Origin of the sequence: Streptomyces genisteinicus (assembly GCF_014489615.1) — a bacterium.
GTDB classification, from domain to species: Bacteria; Actinomycetota; Actinomycetes; order Streptomycetales; family Streptomycetaceae; genus Streptomyces; species Streptomyces genisteinicus.
On sequence record NZ_CP060825.1, the window covers coordinates 4,257,183 to 4,272,271 of the forward strand.

Below are 15,089 nucleotides of genomic sequence, written 5' to 3' on the forward strand. Positions count from 1 at the left end.
TCCGTGATGCAGGCCCTGCTCGCGTTCGTCGTCCTCGCCCCGCTCGCCGGGGCGGCCGCCGCGCTGCTGCCGGCCCCGCCCGGCCTGCGCGGCTCCGGTCCCGACCAGGCCGTGCTGCGCCACGGTGTGACCGTCACCGGCGCCGTGCTCGCGGCGACCGTGGTCCTGGCCCTCGGCTTCGACCACGACCGGCCCTCGGCGATGCAGGCCACCACGGACATCAGCTGGATCCCGGCACTGGACGTGCGGATCCACCTCGGTGTCGACGGCATCTCGCTCCCCCTTCTCGTGCTGACGGCGTTGCTGACCTTCCTCTGCGCGCTCCACAGCTACTTCGCCAGGCCCGCGGGCCCCTCCCCGAAGGCGTTCGTCGCCCTGATCCTGGTCCTGGAGGCCGGCACCCTCGCCACCTTCGCCGTCCTGGACCTGGTGCTCTTCTTCCTGGCCTTCGAGACGGTGCTCGTCCCCATGTACTTCCTCATCGCCCGCTGGGGCGGTGCCGGACGGCAGGCGGCCGCCTGGAAGTTCATCCTCTACACGCTGCTCGGCTCGGTCGTCATGCTGCTCGGCCTCCTGCTGATCGGGCTGAAGGCCGGCACCTTCGACATGGTGGCACTCGCCACTGACAACGGCCGGGGACTCACCACGTCCGTGCAGGTCACCGCCGTACTGGCGATCGGGATCGGGCTCGCGGTGAAGACCCCGGTGTGGCCGCTGCACAGCTGGCTGCCCGACGCCCACACCGCCGCCCCGACCGTCGGCTCCGTCCTCCTCGCGGGCGTCCTGCTGAAGATGGGCACCTACGGGTTCGTGCGCATCGTGCTGCCCGTCGCGCCGGACGGCATGCGGACGTTCGCCCCGTACCTCGCGGCCTTCGCCGTCGTCGGCATCGTCTACGCCTCCCTCGCCTGCCTGGCCCTGGCCCGCAGCGGCGCGCGCGGCGACCTGAAGCGCCTGATCGCGTACAGCTCCGTCGGGCACATGGGCTTCGTGCTGCTCGGCATCGCCTCGATGACCCCCACCGGCGTCAACGGCGCCCTCTTCGCCAACATCGCCCACGGCCTCATCACCGGCCTGCTGTTCTTCCTGGTCGGCGCGGTCAAGGACCGCTACGGCACGGCCGACCTCGACACCCTCGCCGGGGCGGGCGGCGCCGCCCTCTACGGCCGGGCCCCCCGGCTCGGCGGCCTGCTCGCCTTCGCGGCCGTGGCCTCCCTGGGGCTGCCGGGCCTGGCCGGCTTTTGGGGCGAGATGCTGGCCCTGTTCGGGGCGTTCGACCCCGCGGAGGGGCTCAGCCGGCCCGCGTTCCTGGTGTTCATGTCGGTCGCCGCGTTCGGGACGGTGCTCACCGCCGCGTACCTGCTGATCGTGGTGCGCCGGGTGTGCATGGGCGGCCCCCGGCCCGTCCCGGAGACGGACGCCCCCGGCCTGAGCGACGTCCGCGGCCACGAGTTCGCCGCCTGGACGCCCCTGGTCGCCCTCACCGTCCTCGCCGGACTCTGGCCCGCGGTCCTCCTCGGCCTCACCGACCCGGCGGTCCAGCAGCTCCTCGCGGGAGGCAGGTCGTGACCGTGGCAGCCGACAGCGTCACCAGCCTCGTCCAGTCCGTCGACTGGCTCACCATCGCCCCGCCGACCGTCGCCGCCCTCACCGCGCTCGTCGTCCTGGTCGCCGACCTCTTCGTCCCCGAACGCCGCAAGCCGCTCCTCGGCGCCGTGACGATCGCGGGCCTGGCCGCGGCGCTGCTGTGCCTCGTGCCGCTGCGCGAGGGCGACCGGTCCACCTTCTGCCTCACCAGCGACCCGGGGACCTGCAGCTACACGGCGGACCACTTCACCCTGGCGATCCAGTTCCTGGTGCTGGGCGGGGCGCTGCTGACCGCGGTGCTCTCGCTCACCGAGACCCGCCGCCGGCTGCCGGCCGGCGAGTACTGGTTCCTGCTGCTCTGCTCGGCGGCCGGCGCCGCCCTGCTCCCGGCCTCCCGGGACCTGGCGACGCTGGTCGTCGCGCTGGAGGTGGCGTCCCTGCCCGCCTTCGCCCTGGTGGGCCTGAAGCGCGGGGACCGGCGTTCCAGCGAGGCGGCGCTGAAGTTCTTCCTCTCCTCCGTGACCGCCACCGCCGTCACCCTGCTCGGCGTCAGCTTCGTCTACGCGGCCACCGGCAGCCTCCACCTCGCCCAGGTCGCCGCCGGCCTGGAGGAGGTCCCCGGACAGCTCGGCACCCTCGCCACAGCGGGCGTCGCCCTCACGCTGGTGGGCTTCGCCTTCAAGACCGCGGCGGTGCCCTTCCACTTCTGGGTGCCCGACACCTACGCCGGCGCCCCGCTCCCGGTGGCCGGCTACCTCTCCGTGGTCGGCAAGGCCGTCGGCTTCACCGGCCTCATCCTGGTGACCGTGGTGGCCTTCCCCGGCTATGCGGACGTCTGGGGCCCGGCGGTCGCCGTGCTCGCCGCGCTCACCATGACGGCGGGCAACGCGGCCGCCCTGCGCCAGCGCCCGGAACGCCACGGGAGCGCGGTCCGGCTGCTGGCCTGGTCGTCGGTGGGGCAGGCAGGGTATCTCCTGGTGCCCGTCGCGGCCGCCGCGTACTCCAGCGACGACCAGATCGGCGCCACCGTGGCGTACGCCCTGATGTACGCCGTGGTCAACCTGGGCGCCTTCGCCGTCGCCGCGCTGGTGGCGCGCAGCCGTCCGGCGAACCGCGTCGCCGACTACCGCGGCCTCTACGCCACCAGTCCGCTCGCCGCGCTGGCCATGGCCTTCTTCCTGCTCTGCCTCGCCGGGCTGCCGCCGGGCGTCATCGGCCTCTTCGCCAAGGTGACCGTCTTCTCCTCGGCCGTCGACGCGGGGCTCGGCTGGCTCGCCGTGGTCATGGGGGTGAACGTGGTGATCGCGCTCTCCTACTACCTCCGGTGGACCGCGCTGCTGTTCCGCGCCCCGGCCGGCGCGGTGGAGGCCCCCGCGGACCGCCGGCGCACGCCCGCGCCCGTCACGGTCGCCATCGCCCTGACGGCCGCCGTCGGCGTGGTGCTGTCCGGATATCCGCAGCTCGTGCTCCGCTTCGCGGCGGACACGCTGTTCTGAGCTTCACCCGTACGGCCCGCACCGAGCGCCCCGCGGCTCGGGGAACCCGCGTCCTTCGCCTGGCGTTGACCAGTAGAGAAGGGTCCACTGGGAAGTGGAGCGACACCACGCGAAGGGTCCCCCGCCGCACCACTTGGAGGGCGTACCGTGCACCGCCGGCACAACGGGTTCAAGACAGCCGTACTCCTCGGAGGGCTGTCCGCGCTGATCCTCGTCATCGGCAGTTTCTTCGGCCGGACGGGGCTGATCGTCGCGCTCGTCGTCGCCCTCGGCACCAACGCCTACGCCTACTGGAACAGCGACAAGCTCGCCCTGCGGGCCATGCGCGCCCGCCCGGTCAGCGAGTTCGAGGCCCCCGCGCTGTACCGGATGGTCCGCGAGCTGTCGACGGCCGCCCGCCAGCCGATGCCGCGGCTCTACATCTCCCCGACCCAGGCGCCCAACGCCTTCGCCACCGGCCGCAACCCGCGCAACGCAGCGGTGTGCTGCACCGACGGCATCCTGAGACTCCTCGACGAACGGGAACTGCGCGGCGTCATCGGCCATGAGCTGAGCCACGTCTACAACCGCGACATCCTGATCTCCTCCGTCGCGGGAGCCCTGGCGTCCGTCGTGATGTTCCTGGTCAACTTCGCCTGGCTGATCCCGATAGGCCGCTCCGACGACGACGACGGACCGGGACTCCTCGGCATGCTGCTGATCATGCTGCTCGGCCCGCTCGCCGCCTCCGTGATCCAGCTCGCGGTCAGCCGCTCCCGGGAGTACGAGGCGGACGCCTCCGGAGCCCAGCTGACCGGCGACCCGCTCGCCCTCGCGAGCGCCCTGCGCAAGCTGGACGCGGGGACCAAGCAACTGCCGCTGCCGCCGGAGCCCCGGCTGGAGACGGCGAGTCACATGATGATCGCCAACCCCTTCGGTCCCGGCAGGGGCGGCCTGACCAAGATGTTCTCCACGCACCCGCCGATGGCGGAGCGAATCGCCCGACTCGAACAGATGGCAGGTCATCGCCCGTGAAGACAATCCTGAACGTCATTTGGCTGGTCCTGAGCGGATTCTGGCTGTTCCTGGGGTATCTGCTGGCAGGTCTGCTGCTGTGCATCACGATCATCGGCATCCCCTTCGGCCTCGCCGCGTTCCGGATCGGCGTCTACGCGCTCTGGCCCTTCGGGCGCACCACCGTGGACCGCCACGACGCCGGCGCCCCCTCCCTGGTGGGGAACGTGCTCTGGATCGTCCTCGCGGGCTGGTGGCTCGCGATCGGCCACATCGTCACCGGCCTCGCGCTCTGCGTCACGATCATCGGCATCCCGTTCGGCATCGCCAACTTCAAGCTGATCCCGGTGTCGTTGATGCCCCTCGGCAGGGACATCGTGCCCACGGACCGCCCCTTCGCGGGCGTCTGACCACCGGTCCGGGCCGCGGGAGGCCGGAGAAGCCCTCCGGCGGGCCGCCCCGGGCCCGGGGCGCCGCACGACGGCCGGGTGAACGCCGCCGCCGGGAGCGCCCGTTGCGCACCCCGGCGGCCGTCACCCGGTGCCGGGGTCCGTCAGACCGGTCTCGCGCAGGGTGATGTTCAGCCGGCCGGACGCCAGCCCGGCCGCCGGGTCCCCCGTGCCCGCCAGCACCCTCGGCACCCCGTGGTACGCGAACCGCGAGGGGCCGCCGAAGACGAAGAGATCCCCCGAGCGGAGCTCGACATCGGTCCAGGGGCGGCCCCGGGTCCCGGTGTTGCCGAAGCGGAAGACGCACGGGTCGCCGATGCTCAGGGACACCACCGGCGCCGTGGAGCGCTCCTCCCGGTCCCGGTGCATGCCCATCCGGGCGTCCGCGTCGTAGAAGTTGATCAGCGCCGTGTCCGGGGTGTAGCCGCCGGCCCCGGAGTCCTCGCCGTACGCCTCCTCCAGCGCCCGCCGCCCCAGCGCGACCAGCCACCGGGGGAACGCGGCGACGCGCGCGCCGTTCACGTCGTCCGCGGTACGGGAGTACCGGTACGGCTGCCAGTGCCAGCCGAGGCACACCGTGCGCACCGACATCACCCCGCCGCCCGGCAGCGCGGTCTGCCGGAACGGCACCGGCCCCCGGCCCCAGGCGCGGCAGGAGTCCACCAGCCGGCGCCGCAGCTCCGTGCCGAGCCACCCGGGCACGTGCACGGCCCCCGGCGCCACGACCGCCCGCTCCCGCGGGAACAGGGTGTCGCTCACGACGGCAGCGCGCCCTCCAGACCGAGGAGCCGCGCCTTGGCCTCCAGGCCCCCGGCGTACCCGCGCAGGGCTCCGTCGGAGCCGATCACCCGGTGGCAGGGCCGCACCACGAGCAGCGGGTTGCGGCCGACGGCCGTGCCCACGGCGCGCACGCCGACGGAGGCGGAGCCGACCCGGGCGGCGACCTCCTTGTACGTGGTGGTCCGCCCGTACGGCACGTCCTCCAGCGCCCGCCACACCCGGCGCTGGAACTCCGTCCCGGCGTCGGTGTACTCGATCGTGAAACGGCTGAGCTCGCCGGCGAAGTACGCCTCCAGCTGCCGCGCGATCTCCCGGAACGCCGCGGGCCGGCGCGGACCGCCGTCCGTGACGAGCGCGGCCCCCTTCTGCCCCGGCAGGGAGAGCGAGGCGAGCGCGGTGCCGCCCGGGGCCGTGGCGGACGCCTCGCCGATCAGCAGCAGTCCGCCCAGCGGGCTGTCGACGACCTCGTGCACGGTGGCCATGGTGCGGGTCCTTCCGAAGGGTTCGCTCGATTCCTGCACCTACGAGTCTGCGCCCCCACCCCGCCGGACCGCTGGCGGGAATCGGACACCCAGCCCGTACCCGCCCGACGGCACGGGGGCGGACGGCCCGGCCGTCCGCCCCCGTGGTCACCCGGTCACCCGGGCGGTGTCACCGGTAGTTCACGAACTGGAGCGCGAAGTCGAAGTCCTGCCCCTTGAGCAGCGCCTGCACCGCCTGGAGGTCGTCCCGGCTCTTGGAGCTGACGCGCAGCTCCTCGCCCTGGACCTGCGCCTTGACGCCCTTCGGGCCCTCGTCGCGGATGACCTTGGCCACCTTCTTGGCGTTCTCCTGGGAGATGCCCTCCTCGATGGAGGCGAAGATCTTGTACTCCTTGCCGGAGAGCTGCGGCTCACCGGCGTCCAGCGCCTTCAGCGAGATCCCGCGCTTGACCAGCTTCGTCTGGAAGACGTCCAGGATCGCGTTGACGCGGTCCTCGGAGTTCGCCTGCATCAGGATCTTCTCGCCGGACCAGGCGATCGACGCGCCGACGTTCTTGAAGTCGTAGCGCTGGGAGATCTCCTTGGCGGCCTGGTTGAGGGCGTTGTCGACCTCCTGCCGCTCGACCTTCGAGACGATGTCGAAACTGGAGTCGGCCATGTCCTGTGGCTCCTTCATCGGGTGTCGGGGGCGAGTCCGGGAGGGCCGGACCGCTCGCCCAAGCCTAAGGGCTGTACCGCAACCCCCGGCGGGCGCACGACGACAGCTACGGCACCTCGCTGCGTTGTCGAATCGCCCGAATACGCCCAGTATGAGGACGACCCTCCGCCTTGCGATGCGTCCCCTGCGCCCTGCGGGCCCGGGGAGGCCCATGCATCTGACGCCGCACGCTGATCCACCGGGCGTTGCGGGACAGCCCCTGGCCACCCCGGCGCTGATCAATCCGGTGGCGGAGCACCCCTGCGCATCGGGTATCGTTTACGACGTCGCCACGGAGCAGCACCCCGCAGAGGGTCGGCTACCGGCGGCAATCCCATGGCGGTGTGCCCGAGTGGCCAATGGGAGCGGACTGTAAATCCGTCGGCTTAGCCTACCCAGGTTCGAATCCTGGCGCCGCCACGCGAGAGAACGGCCCCTGATCAGCGGAAACGCGATCAGGGGCCGTTCTGCTGTGTGCCCGGGGGCGGTCAGTCGGCCAGACGGAACGCCAGCTCGACCTCCCACTTCGCCGGGTCCGGCTCCACCCGGGGGTCGGTCAGGTACGACTCCAGGCGGCAGGCCCAGTGCTCCACGCCGCCGACCTCGGTCATGTCCCACTCCAGGCCCTCGCGAGCGGCCCACTCGCGCAGGTCCGCCACGACGTCGAAGAGCCGGTCCGGGTGGCCGAGGTGGGTCACCGTCACGTACCGGCCGGCGGGGAGCACCCCGATGCGGATGTCCCCCTCGGGCTCGGGGGCGCCGGCGACGGGAACGCCCGCCTCGACGACGGACTCCGCGTCCATGTCGAGGGCGTCGTAGCGGAAGAACGGCGCCCCGGCGAGCGGGGTCCCGTTCCCGGCGAGCCAGCCGATGAGTTCGGGGAGGCGGTCCGCGATCGCCGCGAACCCGTCCATGCGCACGGAACCGCGGATGTACGTGTAGAGCTGTTCGTCGCGTTCGACGATCGACGGGCTGATGCCCGGTGTCTGTCGGTTCATGAGTGGGGAGACCTCACAGGCGGGGTGAATTCACCGGTGGCGGACGGTCAGTTGCCGGCGACGTCCTTCACGGCCACCGACACCGGCACGGAACCGGAGACGAGTTCGAGGGTGAGGCCCGCGGTGGCGGTGGACTCGACCATCTCCGCGAGCACCGCCGCGACGTCGTCGCGGGGCACCGGGCCGCGCCCCGTCGACGCCTCCAGCCGCACCAGGCCGGTGCCGGCGTCGTCGGTGAGCATCCCGGGCCGCAGGACGGTCCAGTCGAGCGCGCTCCTGCCGCGCACGTGGTCGTCGGCGGCGCCCTTGGCCCGCAGGTACACGTCGAAGACCTCGTCGCCCTCGTGCGCGGAGTCCGCGCCCATCGACGAGATCATGACGAAGCGCCGCACACCGGCCTGTTCGGCCGCGTCGGCGAAGAGCACGGCCGCGCCGCGGTCCACCGTGTCCTTGCGGCCGGTCCCGCTGCCCGGGCCGGCACCCGCGGCGAAGACGACGGCGCCGGCGCCCCGGAGCGCCGCCGCCACCTCCTCCACGGACGCGCTCTCCAGGTCCAGGAGCACCGGTTCGGCACCCGCCGCCCTCAGGGCGTCGCCCTGTTCCGGTCTGCGGATGATGCCCGCGACCTCGTGGCCCGCGGCGGAGAGCAGCCGTTCGAGTCGGAGGGCGATCTGACCGTGTCCACCAGCGATGACGATGCGCATGCCTACGACCGTACGTCCGAAGCCCGTTCCCCGCCGTGGAAGCGGTCCCGCGACACCCCGGCGCACCGGCGCACCGGAGTGCGCGGCCCGGGTGACCTGGCGGGTCAGGGGCCGGGGTCCGGGCGCTGCTGGCGGGGGAGTTCGGGCGCGACCGCGGCGGCCGAGTCGCAGTACTCGCGCACCGCGCTCGTCCGCGCCACCACCCGGCCCCGGTGGATCACGATCCGGCTGTACGCGAGGGACAGCACGCCGTCGAGGCGGGTGCCCCGCACGGCCAGCAGCTCCGCAGGGAATCCGGCCTCGACCCGTACCTCGGGCAGGCCCATCACCTGCCGGGCCGCGCCCGCCACGCAGTCGTAGGCGTCCCCGGGGCGCATCCCGGCCTGGGAGGCGAGGAGATAGGCGGCCTCCAGCGGGTCGCCGCGGCCCGCCGGGTTGCACACGGTGTCCCGCAGGGCGCCGCTGCCCGCGGCGACCCGCACGCCGGCGGCGCGCAGCAGGCGCACCGGGGCGTTCCCCCGGTGCTCCACGCCGGCGCAGCCGCCCTGCGGAAGCGAGACGACCTGGACACCGGCCGCCGCGAGCCGGTCGGCGGCCCGGGCCGCGACGTCGCGCGGCAGGCGCGCGAGACCGGCGCAGGGGCCGATGGTCACGCCGGGGCGCATCCCCCCGGCCATCGCGGCGAGGCGGGCCAGGCGCGCGGGGTCGTCGCCGTGGGTGTGGAGGTCGACCGGGCAGCCGTGCTCCGCGGCGATCTGCAGGACGCGTTCGGTGTAGCCGGTGGGGTCGGGGTCGGCGTCCGGGCAGCCGCCGACCACGCCGGCGCCCATCTTCATCGCGTCCCGCAGGACGGCGACCCCGTCGGCGCCCGCCACGCCGGTCAGCAGCCTGGGAGCGGCGACGGCGGTCAGCTCGGCGAGGCCGCGCAGCGCGCGCCGCGCCCCGAGCACGGCCTCCAGGGTGCCGAGCCCCTGCACGTCGCCGATCCGCACATGGCAGCGCATCGCGGTGGCGCCGTGGCCGAGTTGGAGGAGCGCGGCCTCGGTGGCGCGGCGCTGCACGTCGGCGGGGGCGTAGGAGACCGGCCCCGGGGTCTCGGCGCTGAGCGCGGTGTCGCCGTGCGCGTGGGGCTCGGCGGGGGCGGGCAGGAGCAGATGGCCGGTGAGGTCGATGCGCGCGGAGTGCGGCGGCAGGCTCCCCGCGGTGCCGACCGCCTCGATGCGGCCGCCGCCGAGCCGTACGTCGACGGTGCGGCCGTCGGTGAGACGGGCGCCGCACAGCAGCAGGGTGCCGGAGTCCGCGGTCGCGCCGTCGGAGGGCTGCGGCTGGCTGTCGGGCATCGCGCTCCTGTGCGGGCGGGTGACTCTGACGGGAGGGTCCGGGCACCGGGTCACCGCCGGCCCGGGGGACCGGTACGGGGTGGGCCCGGTCCGGAACGGGACCGGCGGCCCGGTCGTGCCGGCCGGAGGACATTCCGGTCGTCACGGCGCGCGACCGCTCGGCGTGCGTCGAGCCTAGGGGTGTGCGCGGTGCGCTTCGAGGAGGAGCGCAATAGTCGTACCGGTGTGGTCACTCGTGGCGTACGGGACGTGAGGGGTGCCCCGGGAGCAAGCCGGACAACGGGGGCGTGGCCGCGGGGTGACGGCGGGGTGCCGCGGACCTCCGCCGGGCCCCGGACGGGGTGGTGAAACGGATTTGGGCGATCGGCGGGCGACCGTGTAATGTCTTCATCGCTCGCCCCAATAGCTCAGTCGGTAGAGCGTCTCCATGGTAAGGAGAAGGTCTACGGTTCGATTCCGTATTGGGGCTCTGGTGACCGGTGAACCTCGTCCTCGGACGAGGGGATCCGTCATCAAAGCGGTGTAGCTCAGTCGGTAGAGCAAGCGGCTCATAATCGCTGTGTCACCGGTTCAAGTCCGGTCACCGCTACACACAGTAGCCGATTGCGGGGTCGGTCCTTCAATCGGCTACTCTTTTATGTCCCCATCAATGCCTTTGGCGCTGAAGGGGCATCCATCCGTCCATCGTCCGTCAAGGAGCACTCACGTGGCTGCCACCGACGTCCGCCCGAAGATCACGCTGGCCTGCGTGGAGTGCAAGGAGCGGAACTACATCACCAAGAAGAACCGGCGCAACAACCCGGACCGTCTTGAGATGAAGAAGCACTGCCCGCGCTGCAACTCGCACACGGCGCACCGCGAAACGCGCTGAACCAGGCTTGTGCACGAGGCCGCCCCCACCGGGGGCGGCCTCGTGTCGTTTGTGCAGGTTCCCCGTCCGGGGCCCGGCGTCGCACCGCGGCCCGGGCCCCGGTGCGGTGGCCGAACCACCCTGTCAACCAAGGAGGGAGCCCGTTCATGGCGCTCGACCAGTCGTTCGTCGGGCGGACCTATCCGCCCACCGCGCCGTACGAGGTGGGCCGGGAGAAGATCCGCGAGTTCGCCGAGGCCGTCGGTGACGCGAACCCGGTGTACACGGACCGGGACGCGGCCGCCGCGCTCGGTCACGCAGAGGTGATCGCCCCGCCCACCTTCGTCTTCGCCATCACCTTCGCGGCGGCGGGCGACGTGGTGCGGGACCCGCAGCTCGGGCTGGACTACAGCCGGGTGGTGCACGGGGACCAGAAGTTCGCCTACCGCCGCCCGGTGCGGGCGGGGGACCGGCTGACCGTCACCTCCACCATCGAGTCGATCAAGTCCCTTGCCGGGAACGACGTCATCGACGTCCGCGGCGAGGTGCACGACGAGGACGGCGAGCACGTCGTGACGGCCTGGACGAAGCTGGTGGCGCGCGCCGCCGAGGAGGCGTGATGGCAGCGAAGATCGCGTACGCGGACGTCGAGGTCGGCACCGAACTGCCCCCGGCGAGCTTCCCGGTGGACCGCGCCACGCTGGTGCGCTACGCGGGCGCCTCCGGCGACTTCAACCCGATCCACTGGAACGAGAAGTTCGCCGTCGAGGTCGGGCTGCCGGACGTCATCGCCCACGGCATGTTCACCATGGCCGAGGCGATCCGCGTGGTCACCGACTGGGTGGGCGACCCGGGTGCGGTCGTCGAGTACGGCGTGCGCTTCACCAGGCCCGTCGTCGTGCCGAACGACGACAAGGGCGCCGTGATCGAGGTCTCCGGCAAGGTCGCGGCACTCCTCGACGACAACCGGGTGCGGGTCGACCTCACGGCCACCTGCGCCGGCCAGAAGGTGCTGGGCATGTCCCGCGCGGTGGTCCGGCTCGCCTGAACCGCAGGTCTCGTGCCCCGGGCCGCGGCCCGGGGCACGAGGCGTTTCCCGGCCCGGTACGCGGACGGTCCGTGCCCTGCCGGTTCCCGTACCGGGGGCGGGCGGCGGGCGAGGCGGGACGGGGTGGGACGGGGCGGCGGGCCCGCGAGGGTGTTCCGCCGGCCGTGGCGGAACACCCCCACGGGCGAGCGGGGTTGACCAAGTAAGTAATCAGCCACTAACTTGCTCGCATGGTCAGGATGAGCGCCGAGGAGCGCCGGGAGAGCGTCGTCCGCGCGGCGGTCGCCGAGTTCGCGCGTACCGGCTACCACGGGACGTCGACCGAGGCGATCGCCCGGAGGGTCGGCGTCTCCCAGCCGTACCTCTTCCGCCTCTTCCCCAACAAGCAGGCGATCTTCCTCGCCGCGTCCACCCGCTGCCTCGCCGACATGCGCCGGGTCCTCGACGGGGCCGCCGAGGGCCTGGAGGGGCGGGAGGCCCTCGACGCCATGGCGACCGCGTACCAGCGGGTGATCTCCGAGGACCCCGACAAGCTGCTGATGCAGATGCAGACCTACGTCGCCGTCGCGGCGGCCGAGGCGGCCGGCGACCACGACTTCGGCGACCAGGTGCGGAGCGCCTGGCTGGAGATGTGGGACGCGGTCCATCTCGACCTGGGGGCCGACGTCGACGAGACCACGACCTTCCTCGCGTACGGCATGCTCGCCAACGTCCTGGTCTCGATGGGCTTCCCCCCGGGGCACCGGATGTGGGAGGGCTTCTACCTCTCGGCCCGCCCCGCCGGCCCGGGCGGGCCGGCCGCCCCCGGTGCCCGGGACCCGGACGCCGTGGGGGAGTGACCGCACCCGCCCGCTGTGCGCCGGTGCGGGGCGGGAGCCGCCCCGCACCTCGCTCCGCACGCGGCGCCTCGATCCGCCCGCAAAAGTTAGTCATCGATTACTAACCCTCTGGGGGAGCAGTGAACCCGAAACAGCGTCCCGCCCCGCGCACGGCCCTGTGGACCGTCGTCGTCACCAGCGTCGCCGGATTCATGGCGGCTCTCGACAACCTCGTCGTCACCACCGCCCTCCCCGCCATCCGGGCCGACCTCGGCGGCACGCTGGAGGACCTGGAGTGGACGGTCAACGCCTACACGCTCAGCTTCGCCGTCCTGCTCATGCTCGGCGCCGCGCTCGGCGACCGGTTCGGACGCCGCCGCCTCTTTGTCGCCGGCCTCGCCGTCTTCACCGCAGCCTCCGCCGCGGCCGCCCTCGCACCCGGCATCGGCGCACTGGTCGCGGCGCGGGCCGTGCAGGGAATCGGCGCGGCGGTCATGATGCCGCTGACCCTCACCCTGCTCACCGCCGCCGTCCCCGCCGCCCGCCGCGGTGCCGCGCTCGGCGCCTTCGGCGCGATCACCGGCGTGGCCGTGGCCGGCGGGCCCCTGATCGGCGGCACGCTCACCGAGCACATCGCCTGGCAGTGGATCTTCTGGCTGAACGTGCCGGTGGGCATGCTGCTGCTGCCCGTCGCCCGCTTCCGGCTCGCCGAGTCCCGCGCCCCGGGCGCCCGGCTGGACGTCCCCGGCACCCTGCTCGTCAGCGGCGGCCTCTTCGGGATCGTCTACGGGCTGGTCAACGGCGGGAGCCACGGCTGGACCAGCACCCGCGTGCTGCTCGCCCTCACCGCCGGCACGGTCCTGCTGGCCGCCTTCGTCCTGCACGGGAGCACGGCCCGGAGCCCCATGCTCCCGATGCGGCTCTTCCGGGGCCGCGCCTTCCTCGGGATCAACGCCGCGAGCCTGCTGATGTTCCTCGGCATGTTCGGGTCGATCTTCCTGCTCAGCCAGTTCCTCCAGACGGTGGCCGGCTACTCGCCCACCGAGGCGGGGCTGCGGATGCTCCCGTGGACGGGGATGCCGCTGCTGGTCGCGCCGCTCGCCGGAATCCTCTCCGACCGGATCGGCGGCCGCCCCGTGGTCGCCGCCGGCCTGGCGCTCCAGGCCGCCGGGCTCGGCCTGTTCGCCCTGGTCCTGGAGCCCGGCGTGTCGTACGCGGTCCAGCTGCCGGCGCTGATCCTCTGCGGGCTCGGCATGGCGCTGTTCTTCGCCCCCGCGGCGAGCGTGGTCATGGGCAGCGTCCGCCCCGCCGAGCAGGGCATCGCGTCCGGGGCCAACAACGCCCTCCGCGAAGTCGGCGGGGCCCTGGGCGTCGCGGTCCTCGGAGCGGTCTTCGCGGCGCGCGGCGGGTACGAGTCGGGCCGGGCGTTCACCGACGGCACGGTCCCGGCGCTGTGGATCGGCGCGGCCGCGGTCGCCGTCGCCGCCGCGGCCGCGCTGCTGATCCCCTCCGCCCGTGCGCCGCAGGGCGCCCGGCCCGTGGCCTCCGGTGCCCCCGTGCCCGACGGCGCCGTCGGGTCCGTACCGCACGGGCGGCCGGCCCGAGCGGCCGGGTGACCTCGGGCTCACGGGCGCCCCGGGCCCCCCGGCCCCGCCGTCCCGGCGGGGCCGCGGCCCGTACCCTTGTCCCCGTGCAGGTACTCCACGACGCCCCCCTCGCCCCCCTGACGACCTTCCGGCTCGGCGGTCCGGCCACCCGCCTGATCGAGGCCACCACCGACGACGAGGTGGTCTCCGCCGTGCGCGAGGCGGACGACAGCGGCACCCCGCTGCTGATCGTCGGCGGCGGGAGCAACCTGGTCATCGGCGACAAGGGTTTCGACGGGACCGCGCTGCGCATCGCCACCCGCGGCTTCTCGCTCGACGGGACCCGGCTGGAACTGGCGGCGGGGGAGACCTGGACGGACGCCGTCGCCCGCACCGTGGAGGCCGGCCTGGCGGGCGTCGAGTGCCTGGCGGGCATCCCCGGCTCGGCGGGCGCGACGCCGATCCAGAACGTCGGCGCCTACGGCCAGGAGGTGTCCCAGACCATCACGGAGGTCGTCGCCTACGACCGCACGGCAGGCCGGACGGTGACGCTGACCGCGCAGGAGTGCGCGTTCTCCTACCGGCACAGCCGCTTCAAGGAGCACCCGGAGCGCTATGTCGTCCTGCGCGTCCGCTTCGCGCTGGAGGACGCGGGCGGACTCTCCGCCCCCGTGCGGTACGCGGAGACGGCCAAGCGCCTCGGCATCGAGGCCGGCGAGCGCGTGCCGGCCGCCGAGGCCCACCGGACCGTGCTCGCGCTGCGCGCCGGCAAGGGCATGGTGCTCGACCCCGAGGACCACGACACCTGGTCGGCCGGCTCCTTCTTCACCAACCCGATCCTGACCGCCGCGCAGTACGAGGACTTCCTCGGCCGGGTGCGCGACCGCCTCGGCGACGGCGCCGTCCCGCCCGCGTACCCCGCGGGCGACGGACTCACCAAGACCTCCGCCGCCTGGCTGATCGACCGGGCCGGCTTCACCAAGGGGTACGGGCAGGGCCCGGCGCGCATCTCCACCAAGCACACGCTCGCCCTCACCAACCGCGGCGAGGCCACCACCGAGGACCTGCTGGCACTCGCCCGCGAAGTCGTCGCCGGGGTGCGGGACGCGTTCGGCGTGACCCTCGTCAACGAGCCGGTGACGGTGGGCGTCAGCCTCTGATCCGGGGGCCGGGGCCCCGGTCCGAGGGGCCGGGGAGCCCGGCGCCGTCGCGTCCCGGCTCCCGCTTCACGACGTCCGCCTCCGGTCCTTCGGCACGCCAC

The 15,089-nt window shown here is 73.5% G+C and carries 16 protein-coding genes and 3 tRNA genes; 13 read left to right on the forward strand and 6 right to left on the reverse strand.

Features of this window, described 5'->3' with window-relative positions; translation table 11 throughout:
• Positions 1-6: 6 nt before the first annotated feature.
• The 4 genes from IAG43_RS18535 (at position 7) to IAG43_RS18550 (ending at position 4,486) form a co-directional block, all read left to right on the forward strand.
• Complete coding sequence (locus IAG43_RS18535; RefSeq protein ID WP_187744530.1) at positions 7-1,569, forward strand: complex I subunit 4 family protein; 1,563 nt, start codon at positions 7-9, stop codon at positions 1,567-1,569.
• Positions 1,566-3,083, forward strand: coding sequence for an NADH-quinone oxidoreductase subunit N (locus tag IAG43_RS18540; protein ID WP_187741844.1), 1,518 nt, complete (start codon positions 1,566-1,568; stop codon positions 3,081-3,083). The genes IAG43_RS18535 and IAG43_RS18540 overlap by 4 nt, the downstream gene beginning before the upstream one ends.
• A 147-nt stretch (positions 3,084-3,230) precedes the next feature.
• Positions 3,231-4,097 carry a zinc metalloprotease HtpX gene (htpX, locus tag IAG43_RS18545; protein WP_187741845.1) on the forward strand — a complete coding sequence of 289 codons (867 nt, stop codon included), beginning with the start codon at positions 3,231-3,233 and terminating at the stop codon, positions 4,095-4,097.
• The gene (locus tag IAG43_RS18550; protein ID WP_187741846.1) at positions 4,094-4,486 is read left to right on the forward strand and encodes a YccF domain-containing protein; all 393 of its coding nucleotides are present in this window, start codon (positions 4,094-4,096) and stop codon (positions 4,484-4,486) included. The genes htpX and IAG43_RS18550 overlap by 4 nt, the downstream gene beginning before the upstream one ends.
• A gap of 123 nt (positions 4,487-4,609) precedes the next feature.
• On the opposite strand, the gene IAG43_RS18555 is transcribed toward IAG43_RS18550, so the two are convergent.
• The 3 genes from IAG43_RS18555 to IAG43_RS18565 form a co-directional block, all read right to left on the reverse strand.
• Positions 4,610-5,284 (reverse strand): alpha-ketoglutarate-dependent dioxygenase AlkB family protein, encoded by a 675-nt coding sequence (locus IAG43_RS18555; RefSeq protein WP_246574420.1) that lies wholly within the window; start codon positions 5,282-5,284, stop codon positions 4,610-4,612.
• Positions 5,281-5,787, reverse strand: a complete 507-nt coding sequence (locus IAG43_RS18560) for a methylated-DNA--[protein]-cysteine S-methyltransferase (RefSeq protein WP_187741847.1) — start codon at positions 5,785-5,787, stop codon at positions 5,281-5,283. The genes IAG43_RS18555 and IAG43_RS18560 overlap by 4 nt, the downstream gene beginning before the upstream one ends.
• A gap of 169 nt (positions 5,788-5,956) precedes the next feature.
• Complete coding sequence (locus tag IAG43_RS18565; RefSeq protein WP_187741848.1) at positions 5,957-6,445, reverse strand: YajQ family cyclic di-GMP-binding protein; 489 nt, start codon at positions 6,443-6,445, stop codon at positions 5,957-5,959.
• Positions 6,446-6,822: 377 nt separating this feature from the next.
• Between IAG43_RS18565 and IAG43_RS18570 the strand changes: the two genes are divergently transcribed.
• Positions 6,823-6,904, forward strand: a tRNA-Tyr gene (locus IAG43_RS18570).
• A 68-nt stretch (positions 6,905-6,972) separates the two neighbouring features.
• Here the strand turns inward: IAG43_RS18570 and IAG43_RS18575 are convergent.
• The 3 genes from IAG43_RS18575 to IAG43_RS18585 form a co-directional block, all read right to left on the reverse strand.
• Positions 6,973-7,482: a GyrI-like domain-containing protein gene (locus tag IAG43_RS18575; protein ID WP_187741849.1), complete on the reverse strand. Its 510-nt coding sequence runs from the start codon at positions 7,480-7,482 to the stop codon at positions 6,973-6,975.
• Positions 7,483-7,529: 47 nt separating this feature from the next.
• Positions 7,530-8,186: an SDR family oxidoreductase gene (locus IAG43_RS18580; RefSeq protein ID WP_187741850.1), complete on the reverse strand. Its 657-nt coding sequence runs from the start codon at positions 8,184-8,186 to the stop codon at positions 7,530-7,532.
• 104 nt (positions 8,187-8,290) lie between these two features.
• Positions 8,291-9,526 (reverse strand): amidohydrolase family protein, encoded by a 1,236-nt coding sequence (locus tag IAG43_RS18585; protein WP_187741851.1) that lies wholly within the window; start codon positions 9,524-9,526, stop codon positions 8,291-8,293.
• Positions 9,527-9,922: 396 nt separating this feature from the next.
• Here IAG43_RS18585 and IAG43_RS18590 point away from each other — a divergent pair.
• The 8 genes from IAG43_RS18590 (at position 9,923) to IAG43_RS18625 (ending at position 14,988) form a co-directional block, all read left to right on the forward strand.
• A tRNA-Thr gene (locus IAG43_RS18590) sits at positions 9,923-9,995 on the forward strand.
• Between the two features lie 47 nt (positions 9,996-10,042).
• Positions 10,043-10,115 (forward strand) — tRNA-Met (locus IAG43_RS18595).
• 117 nt (positions 10,116-10,232) lie between these two features.
• Positions 10,233-10,397: a 50S ribosomal protein L33 gene (rpmG, locus tag IAG43_RS18600; protein WP_003956487.1), complete on the forward strand. Its 165-nt coding sequence runs from the start codon at positions 10,233-10,235 to the stop codon at positions 10,395-10,397.
• 146 nt (positions 10,398-10,543) lie between these two features.
• A complete protein-coding gene (locus IAG43_RS18605) occupies positions 10,544-10,996 on the forward strand; it encodes a MaoC family dehydratase N-terminal domain-containing protein (protein ID WP_187741852.1) in 453 nt (150 codons plus the stop codon).
• Entirely contained in the window at positions 10,996-11,424 is a 429-nt protein-coding gene (locus IAG43_RS18610) for a MaoC family dehydratase (protein ID WP_187741853.1), read from the forward strand. Before IAG43_RS18605 ends, IAG43_RS18610 begins: the two co-directional genes overlap by 1 nt.
• A 230-nt stretch (positions 11,425-11,654) precedes the next feature.
• Positions 11,655-12,263, forward strand: coding sequence for a TetR/AcrR family transcriptional regulator (locus IAG43_RS18615; RefSeq protein WP_187741854.1), 609 nt, complete (start codon positions 11,655-11,657; stop codon positions 12,261-12,263).
• Positions 12,264-12,382: 119 nt separating this feature from the next.
• A complete protein-coding gene (locus IAG43_RS18620; protein WP_187741855.1) occupies positions 12,383-13,858 on the forward strand; it encodes a DHA2 family efflux MFS transporter permease subunit in 1,476 nt (491 codons plus the stop codon).
• A gap of 74 nt (positions 13,859-13,932) precedes the next feature.
• Positions 13,933-14,988, forward strand: coding sequence for a UDP-N-acetylmuramate dehydrogenase (locus IAG43_RS18625; protein WP_187741856.1), 1,056 nt, complete (start codon positions 13,933-13,935; stop codon positions 14,986-14,988).
• Positions 14,989-15,089 lie beyond the last annotated feature (101 nt).

Excerpts from the sequence above, each read along its gene's own strand:
- IAG43_RS18560 (WP_187741847.1), bottom strand. The coding sequence starts at position 5,787 with ATGGCCACCGTGCACGAGGTCGTCGACAGCCCGCTGGGCGGACTGCTG.
- IAG43_RS18575 (WP_187741849.1), bottom strand. The coding sequence starts at position 7,482 with ATGAACCGACAGACACCGGGCATCAGCCCGTCGATCGTCGAACGCGAC.
- IAG43_RS18565 (WP_187741848.1), bottom strand. The coding sequence starts at position 6,445 with ATGGCCGACTCCAGTTTCGACATCGTCTCGAAGGTCGAGCGGCAGGAG.
- IAG43_RS18610 (WP_187741853.1), top strand. The coding sequence starts at position 10,996 with ATGGCAGCGAAGATCGCGTACGCGGACGTCGAGGTCGGCACCGAACTG.
- IAG43_RS18585 (WP_187741851.1), bottom strand. The coding sequence starts at position 9,526 with ATGCCCGACAGCCAGCCGCAGCCCTCCGACGGCGCGACCGCGGACTCC.
- IAG43_RS18605 (WP_187741852.1), top strand. The coding sequence starts at position 10,544 with ATGGCGCTCGACCAGTCGTTCGTCGGGCGGACCTATCCGCCCACCGCG.
- IAG43_RS18580 (WP_187741850.1), bottom strand. The coding sequence starts at position 8,186 with ATGCGCATCGTCATCGCTGGTGGACACGGTCAGATCGCCCTCCGACTC.
- IAG43_RS18535 (WP_187744530.1), top strand. The coding sequence starts at position 7 with ATGCAGGCCCTGCTCGCGTTCGTCGTCCTCGCCCCGCTCGCCGGGGCG.
- IAG43_RS18615 (WP_187741854.1), top strand. The coding sequence starts at position 11,655 with ATGGTCAGGATGAGCGCCGAGGAGCGCCGGGAGAGCGTCGTCCGCGCG.